The following is a 22,315-nucleotide window of genomic DNA, read 5'->3' on the forward strand; positions in this document are numbered from 1 at the left end:
GGCAGTTTAATGGCATTTGACGGGATAACAAAGGTATATTTACTGGCTAAAAAATTTCAGAGGCTTAGCAGAGGATCGATAGATGACCAGCAAGAAGCAGCCCGCAAACACGACTCAAGCCCAGACTCCGGATCCCCTGTTTTTGCAGGCGGAGCATTTGGCTAAAGATTTTTCGCTGTTCCCAGAGCACAGCAAACAGAGCCTTTCAGAAGAGATAAAGGGTCTGTTGGATGACGATGCCATCCAGAGTAACTTAAAGTCATTGGCGCAGTTGGATGTGGATGGCTATGTTGCCAAAGTTATCCAGCCTACCCAGGACAAGAACCGCCCAGGTGCCAAAAGGATCATTGCCGATCTGAAAGGCAAGATGATCGCCGAGAGCCACAACGGCCCATTCTACAGCGCCGAAATAGAGTTGAACTTTGGTGGTCGTAACCGCCGCATCGGTTTTATTGCCCAGGAACGCACCACGGCCAACGGTGCCTGGATGCCGGAGCACCACCTGCAGGCCTGTGAGGCGATTCGCCATTTTGCCGAATTGTCCATGCCCATCGTTTACTTGATTGATACCCCCGGAGCCGATGCCGGTGAAGTGGCCAACAGCCACAACCAGGCGCATTCTATTTCTAAGGCGATTGCCGAGAGTGCCAACGTCGATGTGCCGACTCTGGGTATAGTGATTGGTGCTGGCTACTCGGGCGGGGCTATTCCACTGGCGGCGGCCAATATACTGTTGTCGCTGCGTGATGGTATTTTCAACACCATTCAGCCTCAGGGCCTGCAGAGCATTGCTCGCAAGTACAACCTTTCATGGCAGGAGTGTGCCAAGTCTGTGGGCGTGTCCCCGGAAGAGCTTTACACTTCAGGTTGTATCGATGGCATTGTGGATTTCTCTCCTTATGATCGCGATGAGCGTCAGCACAATCTGCGCCGCGCCATCATCAGCGCCATCGAAGCCATTGAGCGCGCTGCGGTGCAGTTTGTAAAAGAATCCGATGACCTGCGCGAACATTATGATCGCAGCCTCAAGCGTTTCCTCGAGCCTTCCAAGAGCCTCAAGGCGTTGGAGTCCAACGCGGAAATGTCGGTTGCTATCAGCCCGACCATGCACCTTAACCTGTTCGGCAGCGCCTACCGTTATTTGCGTTATTTGACCCTGCGTAGCCGTATTCACTCCATCTCAATGGATCAGTATGGTCGCCTGTCCAAGGTGAGTGTGCCGGAAGGGGATCTGTTGGCCCGGATCCAGAAAGAGCAGGAGAAGGTGTTCCAGGCTTGGCTGTCCAGTCCGGATAAACTGGTTTACGACGAAGAACTCAACAAACTGTGGAGTAACTTCATCTCCAAGCGTGATGATGTTTCCACCGAGCGCAACATGCTGACCCGTCTGATCCTGGGTGAGCCGAAAGAGAACTACAAGAAGGCCCGTAAGGCGCTGTTGTTCAACATTGGTTGGTCTTTGTATCACCGCTGGAAGAGTAATGCCGCCAACAACTTCAAGGGGCTTATCCACTATCTGGAAACTCTGCCGGCAGAAGTGACCCAGGCGCCTTGGCCTGAACTGAACCAACTGACAGTATTGGATGTCGTGGTCAATGAAGAACTGCGTGAAGACTTCATTTGGCAGTGTTACAACATCCTGATCTTTAACGCGCTGTACGACAATGTCGTGGGTAACCTGGCCTCTATCGCCAAGGAAGCCATGATGGCCAAGAGCCTGTCGCGTCAGTCTGTTGATGGCTTGCTGCACAAGTCTATCGACCGGGCGATTTCCACTCAGGATACCGCCAACGACAAGAGCAAGTTCTACAAGTGGCTGAAGTACTTCATGTCACAGTCCAACCGCGCTGAACTGCTGACCAAGACTGAGCAGTGGAAGAGTGTGGGTTTCCCACAACTGAACGATTCGCTGTTTGTTATCCTGACTTACTTCTTCGAACGTCTGTTGCCGGAATACTTCGACAGTGAAGAGGATAAGGGCAAGTACACAGGTGCCATCAACCCGGTGCGTATCGGTCGTCGTAAGGACTTCTGGAACCGTTTGACCATGGGTTACCAGGATCTGCTGATCCAGAAGGTGCTGCGTGACGAGAAGAAAGCCGGCAATATGACCTGGGAAAATATCATCGCCAAGTTCTTCAAGAACTTCGATGAGCTCAACGGCGACAAGATGTCGGCCAACCTGCTCAACTTCCCAGGTTTCCGTCTCTCTATTGAAGATGCACTCGACAAGGGCATTCGCCCCTGCGGTTTGATCACGGGTCTGGCAGACTTTGAACATGGCGGTAAGGCGCTGCGTGTCGGGGTTGCCGTATCCAACACCGCCTTCCAGGCCGGTGCTTTCGATATGGCCAGTGCCGAGAAGTTCTCTGCGCTGCTTATTGAGTGTGCCAAGCGCAGGTTGCCGGTGATCTGCTTTATCAGCTCCGGCGGTATGCAGACCAAAGAGGGGGCTGCTGCGCTGTTCTCCATGGCCGTGGTGAACGATCGTATTACCCGTTTCGTGCGTGACAACGAACTGCCTGTGTTGATGTTCGGTTTTGGTGACTGTACCGGTGGAGCTCAGGCATCCTTCGTGACTCACCCTCTGGTGCAGACTTATTATCTGTCCGGTACCAATATGCCGTTTGCCGGTCAGATGGTGGTACCTGCTTATCTGCCATCCACTTCGACTCTGTCCAACTACCTGTCCAAGGTACCCGGAGCGATGAATGGCCTGGTCAACAATCCATTCAGCAGTCAGCTCGATGAACAGCTCAAGAGCATAGATCCTCTAATGCCTATGCCTAACGCTGAGATAAGTGATGTGTTGACCAATGCTCTGTCGACTCTGGTGGTTGAAGTTGAAGAGGTCAGCGAAGAGATAGTTCAGGACGATCCTCGTGCCCTGATGAAGCCTATCGACAAGGTGCTGGTACATGCCCGAGGCTGTACTGCGGTGAAACTGATCCGCAAGGCTCACGACAATGGCATTAATGTGGTACTGGTGGCGTCCGATCCTGATATGACTTCGGTTCCTGCCGACATGCTCAAGGAAAACGACAAGCTGGTTTGTCTCGGCGGTAATACTTCCGACGAGTCCTACCTGAACGCTTACTCAGTGTTGAAAGTGGCCGAGTATGAGCAGGTAGACGCACTGCACCCTGGTATCGGCTTCCTGTCGGAAAGCCCACAGTTTGCTGCCCTGTGTGTGAACAACGGCGTGAACTTTGTTGGTCCAAGTGTGCACTCGATGACAACCATGGGTAACAAGTCCAACGCCATCAAGACCTCTCAGGCGCAGAATGTGCCCGTGGTACCAGGCTCTCACGGTATTTTGACCAACGCCGAGCAAGCGGTTAACGTGGCCAACGAAATCGGCTACCCAGTGCTGCTTAAAGCGGTACAAGGTGGTGGCGGTAAGGGTATCCAAGTGGTTAAGCGCCCCGAGGATATGATTGGCCTGTTCCAGAAAACCTCCACCGAAGCGGCTGCCGCTTTTGGTAACGGTGACCTGTACCTGGAAAAATATGTGACTTCCCTGCGTCACATTGAAGTTCAGCTGCTGCGTGACAAGTTCGGCAACACCAAGGTACTGGGTCTGCGTGACTGCTCGGTGCAGCGTAACAACCAGAAGGTGATTGAAGAGTCCGGTTCCACCATGCTGCCTGAAGAACTCAAGCAGAAGGTGATGGAATACACCCGTGCTCTGGGTGATGCCACCGACTATATGGGCGCAGGTACCGTTGAGTTCATCTATAACCTGGATGCCAACGAAGTCTACTTTATGGAGATGAATACCCGTCTGCAGGTAGAGCACCCGGTAACCGAAGCGACTTCCGGTATTGATATCGTCAGCGCCCAATTCGATGTGGCAGCCGGTCGCTCCATTGAAGATCTGCAGCCGCAGGAAATCGGTTATGCGATGGAAGTGCGGGTGACAGCCGAGAAGGCGGCACTGGACAGCCAGGGCGTTCTGCAGTTGGTGCCAAACCCGGGGCTTATCACTGAGTGCGTGATGCCTGAGCGCGATGATGTGGAAATCATCTCTATCGCGGCCGATGGCAAAGAAGTGTCGCCATACTACGACAGCCTGATTGCCCAGATCATCATCCGTGGTGAAAGCCGGGACGATGTGATTGCCAAGATGTATGACTATCTGGATCAGGTGGTCATCAAGGGTATCGCCACCAACATCCCGCTGCTGAAGCGGATCCTGGCCGACGAGACCTTCCGTGAAGGCGTGTATGACACCAACTATCTGCCGCGCCTGATGGCCGAGCTGGATATCCCTGCCCTGATCGCCGAAATGGAAGCCGCTGCCGAAACTCAAGGTGTGGATACCGAATCGCTGCGTGTGGGTGAGTCCAACGAGCTCAAGGTGTTGGCTCAGGGCGCGGGTATCTTCTATACCTCTCCGGCACCGGGCGAAGCCGACTTCGTCAAGGAAGGCGATATAGTGACCGTCGATCAGACGCTGGCACTGACCGAAGCGATGAAGATGTTCTCTCAGGTGACACTGGCAGGCTTTAACCGCAAAGGCGCCGAGCTGTATCCAGAGGACAAGAAATACCGCATCGAGCGGATCCTCAACAGTAATGGTCAACAGGTGTCCCAAGGCGATTTGCTGTTTGTGGTTTCCCCAGTGGAAGACTGAGGTTACAGATAGTCAGCTCAGGTAAATCGTGAACTGTTAAGCCTGAGTGTTTGCAGTTTCATTTATAAAGTTAAAAATCCGGTGGCTAACAGTCATCGGATTTTTTTATTTAACTCTCAGCATACCTTACACCATTGCCTAAGGTCTTGCTGAAAGCTTGTCTGCCATTGGCTTGTTTCCCATCATGCTGGTTTAAGTTCCTATCTGCGGAACATAGACATTAAATGACAACCAATATTATAAAAATCAATATGATAAAAAAATGCCAGTCGCCCTAAAGCTGACTGGCACTTGCCAAATGGTCAATAGTTGATGAATGAAGAAGAATGAGTTTAAAATTCCCGGGTACTTAAACTATCAGTACCCTTTGAAAACTATGTCAATACAGTTTAGAACTTGTAATCCAAGGTCAAATATACTTGCTGGCTGTCATTAATTTCGATGCCGTTCTTTTCATAGTCCTGGGCCAGGTAACGATAGCCAAGATCTGAGGAGAAATGTTCACTCCATTTGTACTGGACACCGACTTGACCACCCCAGACGAAATCTGTTGAAGATTTGCCGGCAATCTTGTTGTCATTGGCGCCCATACTGACACCGGCGAACAGATTGACATCTTTATGCACCGGCAATAGGTAATCATAGGATACCAGCCAGCTGTATTGTTCCTGTTTGTAGTTGTTGGCGGCAACGCTGAACTTATCTTCCATGTAACCAAAAGTACCGGTAATACGGTGTTGCTGTTCAATCAGCATACCTATACGTGCCTGATAGCTCATATCTTCGGTGTCTTTATTGACTACGCCCTCAATTTCATCAGCCTGGTAGCCCAGACCTGCCCCGGCGAAGTACTCTATTTCGACTGCTTGTGCACTGCTACATACCAATGCTGCTCCTGCAGCCATCATCATTATTTTGTTCAGTTTCATCATAGACTCCTAAGACTGCTAAGTCGTTTTATCAAAATGTTTATCGGGTTGATGAGTCATACTTTAAGGTAAGTTAAGCGCTTACAGAAGCCCGCAACTATGTGTCTCTTTGTCTCAAAAAATAGAACAATAAGAGCCTTGTCACAGAGATAGCTTCAGATCTTGTGTGATAACTATGAGGGGAGGGGATGATGCTGGGATTGCCGCCGCTAAAGTCTCTATCTACTTGATTATATTGTGTATTTTGGGTTGTCCAAGTTGGAGTTGTTAGGCCGGTTGTGCACAAGTCCCATGCGTGCGTAGCGTCGGTTTACCGGCTTGGATGTAAGGTGTTTTAAGCCGTCGAAGCTCCAAGCTCATTCATATAATTTTATTATTTAACAGTTGGTTAGGTTTTTATTGGCGATTTGGTGAGTGCATGTTTTTACCCTTCCTGAACCTGAGCTGACTCATTGCTAATAATCCTTCGGGATATCCAACACCGCTGATATAGATGCTGATGTTTTCGCGGCCTTTACACCAGTCATCAGGACGAAAGCCCAGAGGGCTGTGATTGGAGACAATAACGGGTTTTGGGAAGCGCTTGTTTTAAAGAGGAACAATGGTCAGCAATCAGGGGCTCTGATGAGAAAAGGAGAGAGCCCCTGAACAGCTCAGTTGTTCGCTTAAGAGCCTCTTTTACTCAGGATCATAATCCAACACCGGGGCCAGCCATTTTTCGGCTTCGGCCACTGTCATCCCTTTGCGGCGGGCGTAGTCTTCCACCTGATCTCGGCCTATGTTGCTCACCCCAAAATAGCGTGATTGCGGGTGCGCAAAGTACCAGCCGCTGACCGCCGCCGTAGGGTACATGGCAAAGCTTTCGGTGATCTTGAGGTCGATACACTCGTCTGGCTGAAGAAGCTGCCAAAGCAGGCCTTTTTCCGTGTGGTCCGGGCAGGCAGGGTAGCCGGGAGCCGGGCGTATGCCCTTGTACTTTTCACGAATAAGCGCCTCGTTATCCAGGTTTTCTTCTCTGGCATACCCCCAGAACTCCTTACGCACCCGCTCGTGCATCCGCTCGGCAAAGGCTTCGGCCAGGCGGTCGGCCAGACACTTGAGCATGATGGCGCTGTAGTCATCGTGGGCCGCCTCAAAACGGGTAATATGGGCGTCGATGCCATGGCCGGCGGTGACCGCAAATCCACCCATATAGTCGGCCACGCCGCTCTCTTTGGGAGCAACAAAGTCAGAGAGACAGAAGTTGTGGTTGCCCACCCGCTCCAGCTGCATCCGTAGATGATGGGTGGTCAGCAACACTTGGCTGCGAGAGTCATCTGTGTAGATCTCGATATCATCGAAGTTGACGCTGTTGGCGGGAAAGAGGCCGATAACCCCCTTGGCGGTGAGCCACTTCTCTTGGATGATTTGCTCCAGCATCGCCTTGCCGTCGGCATAGACTTTACGGGCCTCAGTACCAACGACTTCATCATCCAGTATTTGCGGGAAATGACCGTGTAACTCCCAGGCGCGGAAAAACGGCGTCCAGTCGATGCGCTCGAGTAAGTCCTCCAGCGGATAGTCGTCAAACACCTGGATCCCCGGGGTGTTGGGTTTCACTGCTTGATAGTTGGCCCAGTCGTGGCTGCAGCGGTTATCCCGTGCGATTTGCAAGGGCACTATCTGTTTGCGCTTGGTCTGCGACAGGCGCTTTTGGCGCATCATTTCATATTCGCGGTAGGATTCGTCTATGGTGGCCTGGCGGGTTTCATTGTTGATGAGCTTGCTGACCATAGGCACGGCGCGCGAGGCATCGGCGATATAGATGGCGCCGTGGGGGTAATGGGGCGCTATCTTTACTGCGGTATGGATCTTGGAGCAGGTGGCACCACCGATAATCGCCGGCAGGGTCAGACCTTCGCGCTCGAAGGTTTTAACGTTGTGCACCATCTCATCCAGGCTCGGGGTAATGAGCCCGGACATGCCTATGATGTCGACCTTCTCGGCCTTGGCAACTTCGATGATTTTCTCCACCGGCACCATGACACCCAGATCTATCACTTCATAGCCATTACAGGCCAGCACCACCCCGACTATGTTCTTGCCTATGTCGTGAACATCGCCCTTGACCGTGACCATCAGCACCTTACCGTTGCTCTGGCCTTCGACTTTTTCGGCTTCGATATAGGGATTGAGATAGGCGACCGCCTTTTTCATCACCCGGGCGGACTTGACCACTTGCGGCAAAAACATCTTACCGGCGCCAAAGAGATCGCCCACCACGTTCATGCCGTCCATCAGCGGGCCTTCAATTACATCCAGCGGCCGCTTGGCTTGCAGGCGCGCTTCTTCTGTGTCGGCGTCTATGTACTCGGTGATCCCTTTCACCAACGCGTGTTCCAGGCGTTTGTTGACCGGCAACTTGCGCCATTCGAGATCTTCTTTCTTGCCTGCGCCGCCTGGGCCACCTCGATACTTCTCGGCGACTTCGAGCAGCTGCTCTGTGTTACTGGAGTCGGCAACCGGGCAGGGCAGGTTGAGCACCACGGCCTCTACCTTCTGCTTCAGCTCAGGGTCGATGTCGTCATAGATGGCCAACTGACCGGCGTTGACTATGCCCATATCCATCCCCGCCTTGATGGCGTGATAGAGGAACACGGCATGAATGGCTTCCCGCACCGGGTTGTTGCCGCGGAAGGAGAAAGAAACGTTGGACACCCCGCCGGAAATCATCGCATGGGGCAGGTTGGCCTTGATATCTGCAATGGCGCCGATAAAGTCCACCGCATAGTTATCGTGCTCCTCTATGCCGGTGGCGATGGCGAAGATATTGGGGTCGAAGATAATATCTTCCGGCGGGAAGCCCACCTTATCCACCAGCACCCGGTAGGCGCGGGTACAGATCTCGGTTTTGCGCTCCCGAGTGTCGGCCTGGCCCTGTTCGTCGAAGGCCATGATGATGGCGGCGGCGCCGTAGCGCTTCACCAGTTTGGCCTGTTCAATAAACTTGGCCTCGCCCTCTTTGAGGGAGATGGAGTTGACTATTCCCTTGCCCTGAATGCACTTGAGCCCGGCCTCAATCACCTCCCACTTGGAGGAGTCTATCATCACAGGCACCTTGCTGATATCCGGCTCTGAGGCGATAAGGTTGAGGAATTTCTGCATCATCTCGACCCCGTCGAGCATACCCTCATCCATGTTGATATCTATGATCTGGGCGCCGTTTTCTACCTGGTCACGGGCCACCTCCAGCGCGGTTTCGTACTGGCCTTCTTTGATTAACTTGAGAAACCGGGCCGAGCCGGTGACATTGGTGCGCTCGCCCACATTCACAAACAGGCTGTTTGCATCTATGGTCAGGGGTTCCAGTCCGGAGAGGCGACATGCTACCGGCAGCTCAGGCAGCGGCCTTGGTGCATGAAGGCTAACAGCTTCAGAAATCGCCTTGATATGCGCAGGCGTGGTGCCGCAGCAGCCGCCGACAATATTGAGCAGCCCCTCTTCGGCCCAGGGGCCTATCACGCTTGCCATCTCTGCCGGAGTCTCGTCATAGCCGCCGAATTCATTGGGCAGGCCGGCATTGGGGTGCGCCGAGACAAAGCACTCGCTGATACGGGAAAGCTCCTCGACATAGGGCCGCAGTTCTTTCGGGCCCAGGGCGCAGTTGAGGCCTATACTCAGCGGCTTGATATGTCTGAGAGAATGGTAAAAGGCCTCTGTGGTTTGCCCTGTCAGGGTGCGGCCCGAGGCATCGGTAATGGTGCCGGAAATCATCACCGGCAACTTTTGGTCCAGTTTCTCGAACACATTTTCGATGGCAAACAACGCCGCCTTGGCATTGAGAGTATCGAAGATGGTTTCCACCAGGATGATGTCGGCGCCACCGGCGATCAGCGCCTCGGTGGATTCGCTGTAGGCCAACACAAGATCGTCAAAATGTATGTTGCGAAAGCCGGGGTCATTCACATCCGGGCTGATGGAGCAGGTGCGGTTGGTGGGGCCGAGCACTCCGGCCACATAGCGGGGAATACCGCTGGCGGCGGCCACTTCATCGGCCACTTCGCGGGCGATTTTGGCGCCTTGGTAATTGATCTCCGCCGCCAGGCTCTGCATCTCGTAGTCGGCCATGGCAATGGTGGTGGCGTTGAAGGTGTTGGTTTCTATGATGTCGGCACCGGCCAGCAGGTATTCCCTGTGAATGGTCTTGATGATCTCGCTCTGGGTCAGTACCAGCAGATCATTGTTGCCTTTGACATCGCAATGCCAATCTTTGAAGCGCTCGCCGCGGTAATCGGCTTCTTCCAGCTTGTAGTCCTGGATCATGGTGCCCATGGCGCCATCTAAAATCAGGATCCGCTCTTCGAGGGTCTGTTTGAGCTTGAACTCTGTCTGGCTTGGGGAGTGCTGGGAAGTCGCCATAGGGTTACCTTTCATACCTGTCTTATTGCTGTTTTACATTCGCGGTGCTTGGCATCCGCGACATCATCTCTGCCGACCTGACGCCCGGGACACTATCTGGCATGATAGCCAAAGGCGTGTGTGGGCGCGGAAAGTTATTTTGGACATTTATACGTGTAGACGTCCATAATATACGGATTCCGGCGGCCTGCGGCAAGGTTAAATTGGCCCGGTAACCACCGGACTCTGACGGGAGAAGTGTGTGGCTGAACATAGGCAACTGAATATCTATCTGCTGCGGCACGGTGAATGTGAAGGCGGCGAGATTATCCGCGGCCGCAGTGATGTGGCCCTGAGCGATGAGGGCAAAGCGCAGATGTGGCGTAGCTGGCGGGCTATCAGTAGTGCGCTGGAACAGTTGCCGAAAGCGCCCGAAAGCCTGGTGCTGCTGAGCTCTCCGGCCCAGCGTTGCCAGGCCTTTGCCGCCGAGCTCAAGGCCGATATGCCTGACTATTTCCCGGCGCCGCTGCAGCAGCATGACTGGCTCTGGGAGCTGGACTTCGGTGACTGGGACGGCATGAAGGTGGCGAGTGTCTATCAGCAGCATAGCGAGGCGGCCGAAGCCTTCTGGCGTGACCCTGTGGCCAATACTCCGCCGGGCGGGGAATCGCTGCCAGCCTTTCGTAGCCGGGTGTTGGATGGCTGGCAGACTATGGTGCAGCGCTGGCTTGCGAGAGAGGTTAGTTCTTCCGAAGGCTCTGGTTCTTCAGCAAGCGCCGATGCGGCACTGATCTTGACTCACAGCGGGGTTATCCGGCTGCTGCTGGCCGAGATTTTGCTGCCGGGGCAAATACCGCCTGCGGCAGTGTTCAACGCCTTGGAGCTACCTTATGCGGCCTGGGTCAGAATAACCCTCTATGCCAGCCGTGATGCCAGCGGTGATGCCAGCGGTGAAAGTGACCAGGAATGGCAGTGTTTCAGCAAGCTCCACTGGCCGCAATAGTGCTGCGCTATTGCGCCGGGCAATTGTGCCGGGCGATAAAACCGGGATAATAACCCCAAATGGCCGCCAAGTGCGGCAGCAGCCAGGGTGTTGGCGCCTTTGCAGGTGAACCAACCCAGGGAACCGGGAAAGCCCGGACTGTGCCCGCAACTGTGAGTCGCCTTTGGCGGCGAGTCAGGAGACCTGCCCAGGCTGATAAACCAAACCAGAAACCCGGGCGGGTAAACCGGGGGAGCGAATAGATGATTCTTCCACTGCAGCTTGAGCCTTTTGCCGGTCACAGGCTCAATGTCGGGGGGCGGTTATGAGCCTGGCACTCAAGGTGCAACAGCTTAGCTGGCTTCCCGGTGGTCACAGCGTATTGGCCGATGTGGGTTTTGAGCTGCCAAGTGGCAAGATGCTCGGGCTCATAGGCCCCAATGGTGCCGGTAAGTCGAGCCTGCTGCGCTGCCTCTATCGTTATATCCGCCCGGATAGCGGCCAGATCCAGCTGTTTGGTCAGGATATCCATAGCTTGTCTGCCAAAGCCTTCGCCAAAGAGGTGGCCGTGGTGCTGCAGGATACCCCGGCCCAGTTGGCACTGGATTTGACTCAATTGGTGGCCATGGGACTGACTCCCCACAAGGGGTTGTTTGATATGCCATCGGCGACCGACAAGGCCCAGGTGCAGGCGGCATTGGCGCAGGTCGGGTTGCAGTACAAGGCCGCAGAGCCTTTCGCGCAGCTTTCCGGCGGTGAGAAGCAAAGGGCCTTGATTGCCCGCGCCATAGTGCAGCGCCCCAAGCTTTTGATCCTGGACGAGCCCACTAATCATCTGGATATCCGCTATCAGATCCAGATCCTCGAGCTGGTGCGCAGCCTGGGGGTCACGGTGATCGCCTCGATTCACGATCTCAATCTGGCCTCGGCCCTGTGTGACGAACTCTTGCTGCTGGATAACGGCCGCCGTATTGCCCACGGCTCGCCCCAGAGCGTATTGACCGAAGACAGAATTGCCGGTGTCTTCGGTGTTTGCTGCCAGGTGGGGACGCATCCGCAGTTGGGACGGCCGCTGATCCACTACTTTTACGGCTATCAGTCGCCAGAGCCTGGTCACGGCAAGGCTGTAAGCTCGGCGGCGCTCGCCAGTGGCGAGGTTCAAGGCGCTGCGATAGTCGAGCCAATGGCAGGGCCTGCCTCGGCCGAAACCTGTGTTGCTCACAAGGAAACTGACCGGCGCCCACGCTCGGTGGGAGGTGGCGCATGAATGCTTCCGTGGCCGCAGCGGGGCGCTCGCTTATCGGCTGGTTTCTCAGGCCCTTGCCCAGACTTTACTGGTGCTGGCTGCTGTTGCTGCTCGGCACTGTGTTGACACCCTTGGCCGCCGCCGGTTTTGGCGCCGCCGATATCAGCCTCTTCGATGTGGCAAGAGTGATTGGCAAACACCTGCTGGGCGTGGGTGAGCCTTCTGCCATCAGCGAGCGCATCGTCTGGGATCTGCGCCTGCCGCGTATCTTGCTGGCCTTTATCGCCGGCAGCGGTCTGGCATTGTCGGGTTATGTATTGCAGGCGGTGACCCGCAACCCGTTGGCCGATCCTTACCTGTTCGGTATCAGCTCGGGCGCCAGCTTCGGCGCCGTGGTCTCGGTCGCCCTGGCGACCGGCCTTGGGCTGAGTTCGGCCATCTCCGGGGTATCGCTGCCGCTGGGAGCCTTTATCGGTGCCAGTTTGGCTGTGCTTATGGTACTGCTGCTCGCGGGCAGGAATATCGGCAACCAGATAGAGCGAATGTTGCTCTCCGGGGTCGCCATCTCCTTTATGTTCAGTGCCCTCACCAGCCTGATCTTGTATTTTTCCACCCCGCAGGCTACCACCTCCTTGCTGTTTTGGAGCCTGGGCAGTTTTGCCCGCGCCAGTTGGGATGGGCTTGGACTGCCCACTCTGGTGGTGCTGGCGGCCTTGCTGGTGATCCTGGCCTTCAAGCGCCAGGTACTGGCGATGCTTGCCGGTGATGAAACCGCCCACACTCTGGGAATAAGGGTGCAAAGGCTCAGGGTTTCCATGCTGCTGTTATGCTCGATTATTACCGCCACTCTGGTGGCCCACTGCGGCGGGATTGGTTTTGTGGGGCTGATGGTGCCTCATATTGTTAGGTTGTTGCTGCCGGGGCAGTACCCCATGGTGCTGACGGCACTGGCGGGCGGCCTGTTTATGGTTTGGGTCGATGTGCTGGCTCGCAGCATACTGCCCACCCAAGAGCTGCCGGTGGGGGTGATCACCTCGGCCATCGGCAGTCTGTTTTTCCTGATGGTGCTGCGTAAACGCGGCCAATAACGATAAGAGAGGGAAGGATGTACCAGGTAGCAGCAATCAATCACGCGCTGGATGACGCGATTCAGGCCCGCATAGACAACAAGACCAAACCCCTGGGCGCTTTGGGTGAGTTGGAGGCTTTGGCGCTGCAATTGGGGCGCATTCAGCTCGGTTCCGCTACTGATGAGTTGGTCATCCGCCGTCCCGTGATGCTGGTGTTTGCCGCCGACCATGGTATTGCCGCGGCCGGGGTGTCGATTGCCCCCAGCGAGGTGACCACCCAAATGGTGCTCAACTTTGTTGCCGGCGGCGCCGCCATCAATGTGTTTTGTCGCCAGACCGGCTTCGAGCTGGAGGTGATTGACTGCGGCATTCTCAGCCCCTTGGGGATCCCCGAGGTTACAGAGCAGCGTCTGGGCGCCGGTACCGGGCCTATCCACAAACGCGCCGCCATGACTCTGGGCGCTGTGCATCAAGGGTTTGCCATGGCGCGCACCTTGGTAAAACGCCATATCGATGCCGGCAGCAACCTGCTGGCGCTGGGGGAGATGGGAATAGGCAACACCTCTTCTGCCGCCGCCGTGATGGCCGCCCTGACCGGCCTTCCTGTGAGTGAATGTGTCGGCCGCGGCACCGGTATAGATGCCGCGACGCTTAAGCGCAAATGCCTGCTGATAGAGCAGGCACTGCTGCTGCACCACTGCGAGCTGACCGAGCCGCTCAGTATCCTCGCCTGCCTGGGTGGCTTTGAAATAGTGCAGATGACAGGAGCCATGTTGGCGGCGGCCGAATTTGGCGTGCCCGTGCTGGTGGACGGTTTTATCGCGTCGACAGCGGCGCTGGCGGCTGTGCGTTTGGCGCCGGGGGTGAGGGATTATCTTATTTTTGCCCATGAGTCTGAAGAGCGCGGCCACAAGTTGCTGCTCGAGGCCATGTCCGCCAAGCCTTTGCTGCGGCTTGGGCTCAGGTTGGGCGAAGGCTCGGGCGCGGCGCTGGCGCTGCCTTTGGTGCAGGCGGCGGCCAACTTCTACAACCAGATGGCCAGCTTTGGTGAAGCCGGGGTCGACAAGGTGGTAGAGCCGGCTACCCAAGAGGTGTTCTGATGGGATTCTGGCTCGGGCAGCTGCGGCTGTTTTTGATCGCAATAGGTTTTTTCACCCGTATTCCTGTGCCCAGCGCCCTGACGGTGGACAGCGACAGCCTCAACAAGGCCAGCCGCTACTTTGGCCTGGTGGGCGTGGTGGTGGGCTTGATCTCCGCCTTGGTGTTGTTGCTGGCCGCCGGCATATTGCCAAGCTCCATCGCCATAGTGCTGGCGATGATTAGCAGTGTGCTGGTTACCGGCGGTTTTCATGAAGATGGCCTGGCCGATACCGCCGATGGTTTCGGCGGCGGTTGGTGGGTTGAAGACAAACTGAAAATCATGAAAGACAGCCGCCTTGGCAGCTATGGCGCCTTGGCATTGGTGTTGGTGTTGTTGCTCAAGTACCAGTTACTGCTGGAGTTAGCACTTTACGACATCAACCAGGCGGCGCTGGCCCTGGTATTGGCGCACTGTGTCAGCCGGGTGACGGCGGCCAGCATTATCTTCAGCGAAACCTATGTTCGCGACGAGGGCAAGAGCAAACCTTTGGCGCAGCAGCAGGGGCTCAATGAGTTGGGTATTTTGCTGCTGACTGGAATTGTGCTGACGGCACTGCTGTCCACCACGCTGCTGTTCTGGCTATTGCCGACCATGTTGCTGCTGCGTTGGGCCCTGGTATTCTGGTTCCGGCGCCAGATTGGCGGTTACACCGGCGATACCCTGGGAGCGGCGCAGCAGGTGAGTGAGCTGGCGGTTTATATGCTGTTGCTGGCATTGGGGGGCAGCCCTGCATGATCCATCTAATTCTGGGCGGTGCCCGCAGCGGCAAGAGTGGTTACGCCGAGCGGCAACTGGCCGACTTGTGCCCGGCCAATGTCCGCCCCTGGTATCTGGCAACGGCCGAGTCCGCCGATGAGGAGATGGCCCGGCGTATCGCCCACCATCAAACTGCGCGCCAAGGCGGCAGCCTCGAATGGCAGTTGGCCGAGGTGCCGCTCGATTTGGCCAAGGCGCTTGTGCAGCGCTCAGGCTCTGGAGCGCCGGTATTGGTAGACTGCCTGACGCTTTGGCTCAGTAATCAGCTCTGCTTTGGTGCCGATATGGCTAGCGAACGCGCGGCCTTGCTGCGGGCGGTAGCCGAGTTTGACGGCGATCTGCTGTTGGTGAGCAACGAAGTCGGCTCCGGCATAGTGCCGCTTGGGGAGCTGAGTCGGCGTTTTGTCGATGAGGCTGGTTGGCTCAATCAGGCGCTTGCCGCCAAGGCCGATAGAGTCACTCTGGTTGTCGCCGGTTTACCTCTGGCGTTAAAGCCTGTGAGCTCTGATAGCAGTGGCTCCCTAGGCTTGAGTGCTTCGGGTACAAGCCCGGATCCGCGGGGCAAGGCATGAGTAACCCAGTACCCCATAATGGCGCAGAACTTAAAGCTGAATTGTCGGCTCTGGCCCGGCCTGGCCGCAGCCTTATGGTGCAGGGCACCACTTCGGATGCCGGTAAGAGCACCTTGGTAGCCGGACTCTGCCGGGTGTTTCATCGTCATGGTCAGCGAGTGGCCCCCTTCAAGCCGCAAAATATGGCACTCAACAGCGCCGTCACCCGGGATGGCGGTGAAATTGGCCGGGCCCAGGCGCTGCAGGCGGTGGCCGCCGGTCTTGAGCCGAGAATCGACTTCAACCCGGTATTGCTGAAACCCAGCTCAGATACCAAGGCGCAGGTGATAATTCAGGGCAAGGCGCTGACCAGCCTGGAAGCCGCCGCCTTTTTCGGCCCCGAGAGTCGTGACTATAAAGCCGCTGCCATGCAGGCGGTGTTGGCATCCTGGCACAGGTTGCAGCAGGAGTTTGACTGGCTGCTGGTAGAAGGCGCCGGTAGCCCGGCTGAAATCAATTTGCGCCAGGGCGATATTGCCAATATGGGCTTTGCCGAAGCGGTGGACTGCCCGGTGATCCTCATCGCCGATATTGACAAGGGCGGAGTATTTGCCCACCTGGTAGGTACCTTGGCCCTGCTGTCCGAGAGTGAGCAGGCTAGGGTAAAAGGCTTTGTGATCAATCGTTTTCGCGGTGATATCTCATTGTTGCAGTCCGGGCTGGATTGGCTCGAGGCTCACACCGGCAAGCCGGTATTGGGCGTATTGCCCTACCTCGATGCCCTGCATCTGGACGCCGAAGATGCACTGGTGCAGCCCACTACTCAGTCTCAGGTTGCTACCGAGCAGCCGGCAACAGCTCAATCAGCACGAGCTCAATCTGAAACAGCTCAATCTGAAGCAACTCAATCTGATAGAACTGGGACGCGACTGCGAGTCGGCGTCTTGGTGTACCCCAGGATCAGCAACCATACCGACTTTGACCCGCTGCGGCTGCATCCGGATATCGAGTTTTGTTATATAGGGCCGACCCATCAGGGTGAACTTCCAGGGCTGGATCTCCTGCTGTTGCCCGGCAGCAAGAATGTGCGCGCCGACCTGGCTTTTATCCGCCAACAGGGCTGGGATAAGGGCATAGCCCGCCATCTGCGCTATGGCGGCAAGCTTATCGGTATCTGCGGCGGCTTTCAGATGCTGGGGCAGAACATTGCCGACCCCTTGGGGCTGGAAGACTTGCCCGGTACCAGCCAAGGGCTGGGCTACCTGCCGCTCACTACCGAGCTGCAAGTCGAAAAACAGCTGCTCAATGTCAGCGGTACCCTGAGGCTTGGGCAATCATCGGCGTCAGTCTCCGGCTATGAGATCCACTGCGGAGCGTCGCGGATCCCGGACAGATGCATGCAGCCATTGTTGCTTAATGAGCGAGGCAGTGACGCCAACCGCGTCAGCGCCACTGAGCCTGCAAAAACCACAGTACCTACACAAATCGCAGCAGTCCGCAGCGAAGGCCTGCTGTCGGAGGATAATCAAATTCTCGGCAGTTATTTGCATGGTCTGTTTGACAGCCCAGAGGCCTGTGAGCTGCTGCTCGCCTGGGCCGGGATGACGGCGCCACAGGGCCATGCCGTGGATATCAATCAGCAGCGCCAGCAACAGCTGGATCGTTTGGCCGATGTGCTGGAGCAACATCTGGATTTCAATAAAATAATCAACATATTCAAAGAGGAAGACCCGGGTGACCGATAATAATCAAACCGATATCAAGGCAGAGCGTCATAAACAGCGGCAGCAGAAAGTAAAAGCGGCGGTGGATGCCAAAATCGCGGCCGCCACCGAAGAGAAGGGCATACTCCTGGTCGTGACAGGTAACGGCAAGGGCAAGTCCACCTCCGGCTTTGGCACTCTGGCCCGCGCGGTCGGTCATGGCAAGCAGGGCGCCGTGGTGCAGTTTATCAAGGGCACCTGGGAGTGCGGTGAGCGAAAGCTACTGGAAGGTGCCGGGGTCAAGTTCGAAGTCATGGGCACAGGCTTTACCTGGGACACCCAGGACAAAGCCAAGGATATCGCCGCCGCCGAAAAGGCCTGGGCGGCCGCCGAAAAATGGCTTCAGGATGCCAGCATAGACATACTGCTGCTCGATGAACTCACCTATATGGTCAGCTACCACTATCTGGATCTGCAGCGAGTGATAGATGCGTTGCAAAATCGCCCCCCCATGCAGCATGTGATCATCACCGGCCGCAACTGCCACAGGCAACTGATTGAATTGGCAGATACTGTCAGTGAGGTGAATAGCGTGAAGCATGCGTTTGAGGCGGGGGTTAAAGCGCAGCCTGGTTTCGACTACTGAATCTGCAGCCTGTTCTTCGAGGCTGACGGTATTGCCAGCGTAGCTTCATCCCATCACCTAGGATAACTAGGCTCAGGGACTGAAGCGACTCGGCGGCTTTGTCAGCCCTCGATCAGACTGCAGTGTTTTACTTTTTGTTTGCGACCGTGGCGTTATTGTCTGCGTCGGCTCACCCAATCACATACTCATTGTATGCTCATGGGCCGAGCCTCCTTGACGGCTTAGCCACAGCCGCAAACAGTTTGAAATAGGTGCATTGGTTTAGGGGCTGAAGTGACTAGTCGGCTTTGTCAGCCCTCGATCAGACTGCAGTGTTTTACTTTTTGTTTGCGACCGTGGCGTTATTGTCTGCGTCGGCTCCCCCAATCACATACTCATTGTATGCTCATGGGCTGAGCTTCCTTGACGGCTTAGCCACAGCCGCAAACAGTTTGAAATAGGTGCATTTGCTCAGGAACTAAAGCTACTCGGCGGTTTTTGTTGCCATCTTTGGTGCGATTGGATGAGTGATTTCACTCAGGCACAGATTGAATAATTGACCAAAAGATAGCAAATTTATCGCTTGCCTAATGTTGCTGATCTCTGACAAGATACTGATACAGAAAGATAAAATTTAGTTTAGGGGAAGAGGCAGAACACTTAATCCCCCTGCGGTAGCCACGCCGCTTGTCTATTAAAGTTTTGACAAAATGCCTGGCAATTTGAAGATAAGTTTGCGCATTATTTCTGTAATGCCACATAAAATAGATTTAAATTCAAAAAGATATAAAACACTGTTGGTAGATAATCGGTTTGAAAACCGCGCATACGCGTTTAGCTGTAAGGGATATTAGGACTGAAACCTATTTTAATTAATTGATACAAATACATAACGATGCGTGTTTTCAATCCTCAGAGGACTAAAATGCGCATGCGCACTATACAGCTGTTAAATGAATTTGGTAGAGGCAGTACACAAATTGAATGAATCAAAATTAGGCAGTTTACGTACACTGCTAACAGTTATTGAAGATCTACATGACCCTGAATATGTCATATTTTATCGGGGGCATGGTGATAAAGTTTATAGCTTGACTCCTTCGATATATAGAAAGGACGAGTGGATAAATAATGAACACAAAATGATTCAAGAATTGTTGATCCGTTGCCCTAAAGATTTCGATGGCAAGCAATCTAGTTTTGAAAAATTAGTTAAAATGCAACATTATGATCTGCCTACTCGATTACTCGATATAACTGAAAATCCGCTAGTAGCGTTATACTTTGCATGCTCATCGCAAATGGATGGCGATAAAGATGGAGAACTCATATTTTTTAAAATACCTAAAAAGGATATTAAGTACTTTGATAGCGATACGGTAAGTGTTGTGTCTAACATTGCATGGCTTAAAAGTAATTTCTCTCTGCCTCATAGGTTTAGTGCCGATAGCAAGTCATTCCATAATGAAGAAAATGAGCATGCTGATGTGCTAATGCATTGCATAAGACAAGAAAAGCCTCATTTTAGAGAACGAGTAAACCCTAAACATATTCAGAGTGTTGTTTGCGTTAAACCTAAACTAGATAACCAACGGATAATCAGACAAGACGGTGCATTCTTGTTGTTTGGTATTGGTGAAGAAAAAAGTGTTTCTGCCTCTGTCAAGCCTGAATGGGTCCTACGACCAAGTGGCAACCGATATATAATTAAGGCAAAAGATAAACCAGAAATTAACAAACAGTTGGCTAGTCTTGGGATATCTAAAGCAAAACTTTTCCCTGAAATTGACATGGTTTCTCAGTTTATAAAAGATGACCTTGGCTTAAAGAACGAGAATTATGCAGATGAGGCTCCTTTAATTCTTGGTAAGCCTAAGTTGTCAGATTGGTTGTAGAAATTAATTTAACAAACGAGTATAGCGTCAATCCTTTATTTTTGGCGATGTTCTGGTCTCACATGATGCCATCTCGAAGCATAGAGTTTAGGATGACCACCATCTTGCGAACGCAAGCAATAATCGCCACTTTCTTTGGTTTTTCAGCTTGCATTTTCTTTTCCAATTTTTATTTTGTGTTCTGAGGGCTTTAAGAATATCGATGACTTACTCAATGTTGTAGCAGAACAAGAATCTAATTCTTGTTCTGAGTGCGGAAAGGAATCCAAGCTTCATTTGACTAACTCTGATGGCCTGGAAAACAAACTTCATTTTATGGGAAAAATAGAACCAATAACTTTTCTTGGTTATCAGACTTACACTAAAAATGGTAGTAATCCATTTTCAGATATGGCTCCTGTGAGTTTATCGCATTACCCTTACAACGGTGGTGATGTATATCGTTGTGATTCGTGTATGGCTACATTTGTCATATATTTAGAAACTGGTGGGCATGCTGCAAGATACCAAGCAAGGTGGATTAGGCGTGATCTTAACTTTTTACCCTAACAAGTAATAATGAACTGACCTTTCCCCCGAATTTAAGACCATGACATTGATATGACTCCCTTGGCCAAATTGATGAAAACCTATGATAAAGAGATTAGATAATATGATGGCTTGCTATGATTTATAAATTGTTGCTTTGGCTTGGTTTATTATATTTTGATAAAAATAACGTGTTAAGAGTGAACAAATTCAAGATGCCAGAGTTGTTGAAAGAGTGGGAATCAAGGGGCTGAGGTGTTGATTCAAACTCGCCCCCTTGATCCTCATTTTATATCTAGCCTTTAGTCTAGCCCTGATCATAGTGGCGAATGGGCAACTGGCTGACGCTGTCGAGTCGCCAGGCTCCCTTCTCATACACGAAGCTAACGCTGTGCAGGGCATCCTTAAAGTCATAGCGTTGGTTCGAGTCTGGCAGGAGATTGTTAAACTCCAGCTGAATGTTCTGATAACCATCCTCGATAGACAACTTCCCCAGATGATTTGGCAGATCGATAAGGCGGCTCAGCGCCTTGTCCAACTCGCGATCTTGTATCGGCAGTTGCTGCTTAAACTGCTCACTGAACAGGGCTGCGAAGGCCTGTTTGTCCTTGCTGTGGATATAGGCGGCGTTGGTCCAGTCGGCCAACAAGAGTTCGAAGGTCTTGTTGGCCCGGGTCAGAGATGCGATTGGGGTCTTGTTGTCGTTGGTAAGGTAACTTTTAAGAGTCGCCTCGGCTTCTTCAAGGCCGCGCTCGAATATTTGCGCCACCTTTATTGCCGCCGGATCCTGGCTGGCCTTTAGCTCAGCGCTGACTCTGTTGACGGCCTCCACCCGCTCTTGCCAACTGTTGAAACCCTTCATTAGGCCTTGTAGTGAAGCTTTATGCTGCTTCATCGCTTTGGCGACGGCCTCATCCTGCTGGCGCGCCGCTCTGGCTTCGGAGCTCACATAATCTCTAAAGGTGCTGTTGAGTATGGTTTCGGGGGCATCGAAGTAGAGTCCCGCGCCGCTGTAGGGATCGACCCAGAGATCGCCTGTGTTTATTGGAGCTGATGGCTTAGGGTGGATATCGCCATAGTAGATTCGATCTAATTTGGCTTGGTTTTGGCTAAGGAAGGCACCAATCGCCTTGCCATCAGTGGCGGACAGCAGTTGGTATTCGGCCGCCAGTTGTTGCAACTCTTTGGAGTTCTGCACCCTTTGGCTGGCATAGTAGCCGCAGCGTAGGTTACAGACTTGTTTGGTCAAACTGGAAGCCGGGCCCAAGGTGATCGCCTCGCTCTGGATAAATACCTCGGCGGTATAGATGCCTCTGGGGATGGCACCACTCTTATCCATCAGGTAGATGGTGTTGTTGGGGCTATGGCGGCCGACGACTTGAAGATCTTGCTTACTGGCGCACAGGGAGTAGTCCCTGCTGGTGACCGGCAGCTCCTTGTCATAGGTGGAAACGACCAACTTATCCAGGCTAATCCCTTCGGGCACAGTACCTGTAATGCTGAGATCGCACTGCTGAGCGTTGGTGTTGAGGGTTAGGCCACCCAGGGCCAGGCCAAGAAATACCAATCTTTGTTTCATGCAAAGTCCTTGTTGCGCGTAGTTTGTAGTGAGGCTTTTCCCCATCATGTTTTCGTTAAAAAACCATATTTCCAATTAAAATTAGTTGCTTAGTGAATGATGGTTTTCATTTATTTATGCTATCGCGAATTGTCCTGCCTTGTCATCAGTTAATGGGGATCAAGGCGTCGGGTGATTGTAGAAAGTAAGGGGGGGCATCATCTTATGTTAAACATACCTCACTGATGCCTCGGATAGACTGTAATTGGCGGAAATTGTGCTTTCAGCCGCCGTTTATATAATGTGGTGTTCAGGTGT

At 53.6% G+C, this 22,315-nt stretch carries 13 protein-coding genes and 1 riboswitch; of the genes, 10 read left to right on the forward strand and 3 right to left on the reverse strand.

Annotated features, from left to right (window positions below):
• Window positions 1-82: 82 nt before the first annotated feature.
• A complete protein-coding gene (locus CX650_RS06480; RefSeq protein ID WP_101095344.1) occupies window positions 83-4,636 on the forward strand; it encodes an ATP-binding protein in 4,554 nt (1,517 codons plus the stop codon).
• A 389-nt stretch (window positions 4,637-5,025) separates the two neighbouring features.
• Here the strand turns inward: CX650_RS06480 and CX650_RS06485 are convergent, their stop codons facing one another.
• Together CX650_RS06485 and metH are read right to left on the reverse strand one after the other, a co-directional pair.
• A complete protein-coding gene (locus tag CX650_RS06485) occupies window positions 5,026-5,568 on the reverse strand; it encodes an outer membrane beta-barrel protein (protein WP_224866062.1) in 543 nt (180 codons plus the stop codon).
• Between the two features lie 675 nt (window positions 5,569-6,243).
• Window positions 6,244-9,963, reverse strand: a complete 3,720-nt coding sequence (gene metH / locus CX650_RS06490) for a methionine synthase (protein WP_101095398.1) — start codon at window positions 9,961-9,963, stop codon at window positions 6,244-6,246.
• A 241-nt stretch (window positions 9,964-10,204) separates the two neighbouring features.
• Here metH and CX650_RS06495 point away from each other — a divergent pair, with 241 nt between their 5' ends.
• The 9 genes from CX650_RS06495 (at window position 10,205) to CX650_RS06535 (ending at window position 19,911) form a co-directional block, all read left to right on the forward strand.
• Window positions 10,205-10,945, forward strand: a complete 741-nt coding sequence (locus CX650_RS06495; protein ID WP_101095345.1) for a histidine phosphatase family protein — start codon at window positions 10,205-10,207, stop codon at window positions 10,943-10,945.
• Between the two features lie 68 nt (window positions 10,946-11,013).
• Window positions 11,014-11,150: riboswitch (cobalamin riboswitch) on the forward strand.
• 99 nt (window positions 11,151-11,249) lie between these two features.
• A complete protein-coding gene (locus tag CX650_RS06500) occupies window positions 11,250-12,191 on the forward strand; it encodes an ABC transporter ATP-binding protein (RefSeq protein ID WP_101095346.1) in 942 nt (313 codons plus the stop codon).
• Window positions 12,188-13,258 (forward strand): FecCD family ABC transporter permease, encoded by a 1,071-nt coding sequence (locus tag CX650_RS06505; RefSeq protein WP_101095347.1) that lies wholly within the window; start codon window positions 12,188-12,190, stop codon window positions 13,256-13,258. Before CX650_RS06500 ends, CX650_RS06505 begins: the two co-directional genes overlap by 4 nt.
• A gap of 17 nt (window positions 13,259-13,275) precedes the next feature.
• On the forward strand, window positions 13,276-14,340 hold the full coding sequence (cobT, locus tag CX650_RS06510) for a nicotinate-nucleotide--dimethylbenzimidazole phosphoribosyltransferase (RefSeq protein WP_071237202.1): 1,065 nt from the start codon (window positions 13,276-13,278) through the stop codon (window positions 14,338-14,340).
• Window positions 14,340-15,116 carry an adenosylcobinamide-GDP ribazoletransferase gene (locus CX650_RS06515; RefSeq protein WP_101095348.1) on the forward strand — a complete coding sequence of 259 codons (777 nt, stop codon included), beginning with the start codon at window positions 14,340-14,342 and terminating at the stop codon, window positions 15,114-15,116. Before cobT ends, CX650_RS06515 begins: the two co-directional genes overlap by 1 nt.
• Window positions 15,113-15,709, forward strand: a complete 597-nt coding sequence (cobU, locus tag CX650_RS06520) for a bifunctional adenosylcobinamide kinase/adenosylcobinamide-phosphate guanylyltransferase (protein ID WP_101095349.1) — start codon at window positions 15,113-15,115, stop codon at window positions 15,707-15,709. Before CX650_RS06515 ends, cobU begins: the two co-directional genes overlap by 4 nt.
• A 74-nt stretch (window positions 15,710-15,783) precedes the next feature.
• On the forward strand, window positions 15,784-17,433 hold the full coding sequence (locus tag CX650_RS06525) for a cobyric acid synthase (RefSeq protein ID WP_101095399.1): 1,650 nt from the start codon (window positions 15,784-15,786) through the stop codon (window positions 17,431-17,433).
• A complete protein-coding gene (cobO, locus tag CX650_RS06530) occupies window positions 17,423-18,037 on the forward strand; it encodes a cob(I)yrinic acid a,c-diamide adenosyltransferase (RefSeq protein WP_025011252.1) in 615 nt (204 codons plus the stop codon). The genes CX650_RS06525 and cobO overlap by 11 nt, the downstream gene beginning before the upstream one ends.
• Window positions 18,038-18,969: 932 nt before the next feature.
• Entirely contained in the window at window positions 18,970-19,911 is a 942-nt protein-coding gene (locus CX650_RS06535) for an FRG domain-containing protein (RefSeq protein ID WP_101095350.1), read from the forward strand.
• Between the two features lie 835 nt (window positions 19,912-20,746).
• Here the strand turns inward: CX650_RS06535 and CX650_RS06540 are convergent.
• Complete coding sequence (locus tag CX650_RS06540) at window positions 20,747-22,018, reverse strand: hypothetical protein (RefSeq protein ID WP_101095351.1); 1,272 nt, start codon at window positions 22,016-22,018, stop codon at window positions 20,747-20,749.
• Window positions 22,019-22,315 lie beyond the last annotated feature (297 nt).

The sequence above is a fragment of the Shewanella indica genome (assembly GCF_002836975.1).
GTDB classification, from domain to species: Bacteria; Pseudomonadota; Gammaproteobacteria; order Enterobacterales; family Shewanellaceae; genus Shewanella; species Shewanella indica.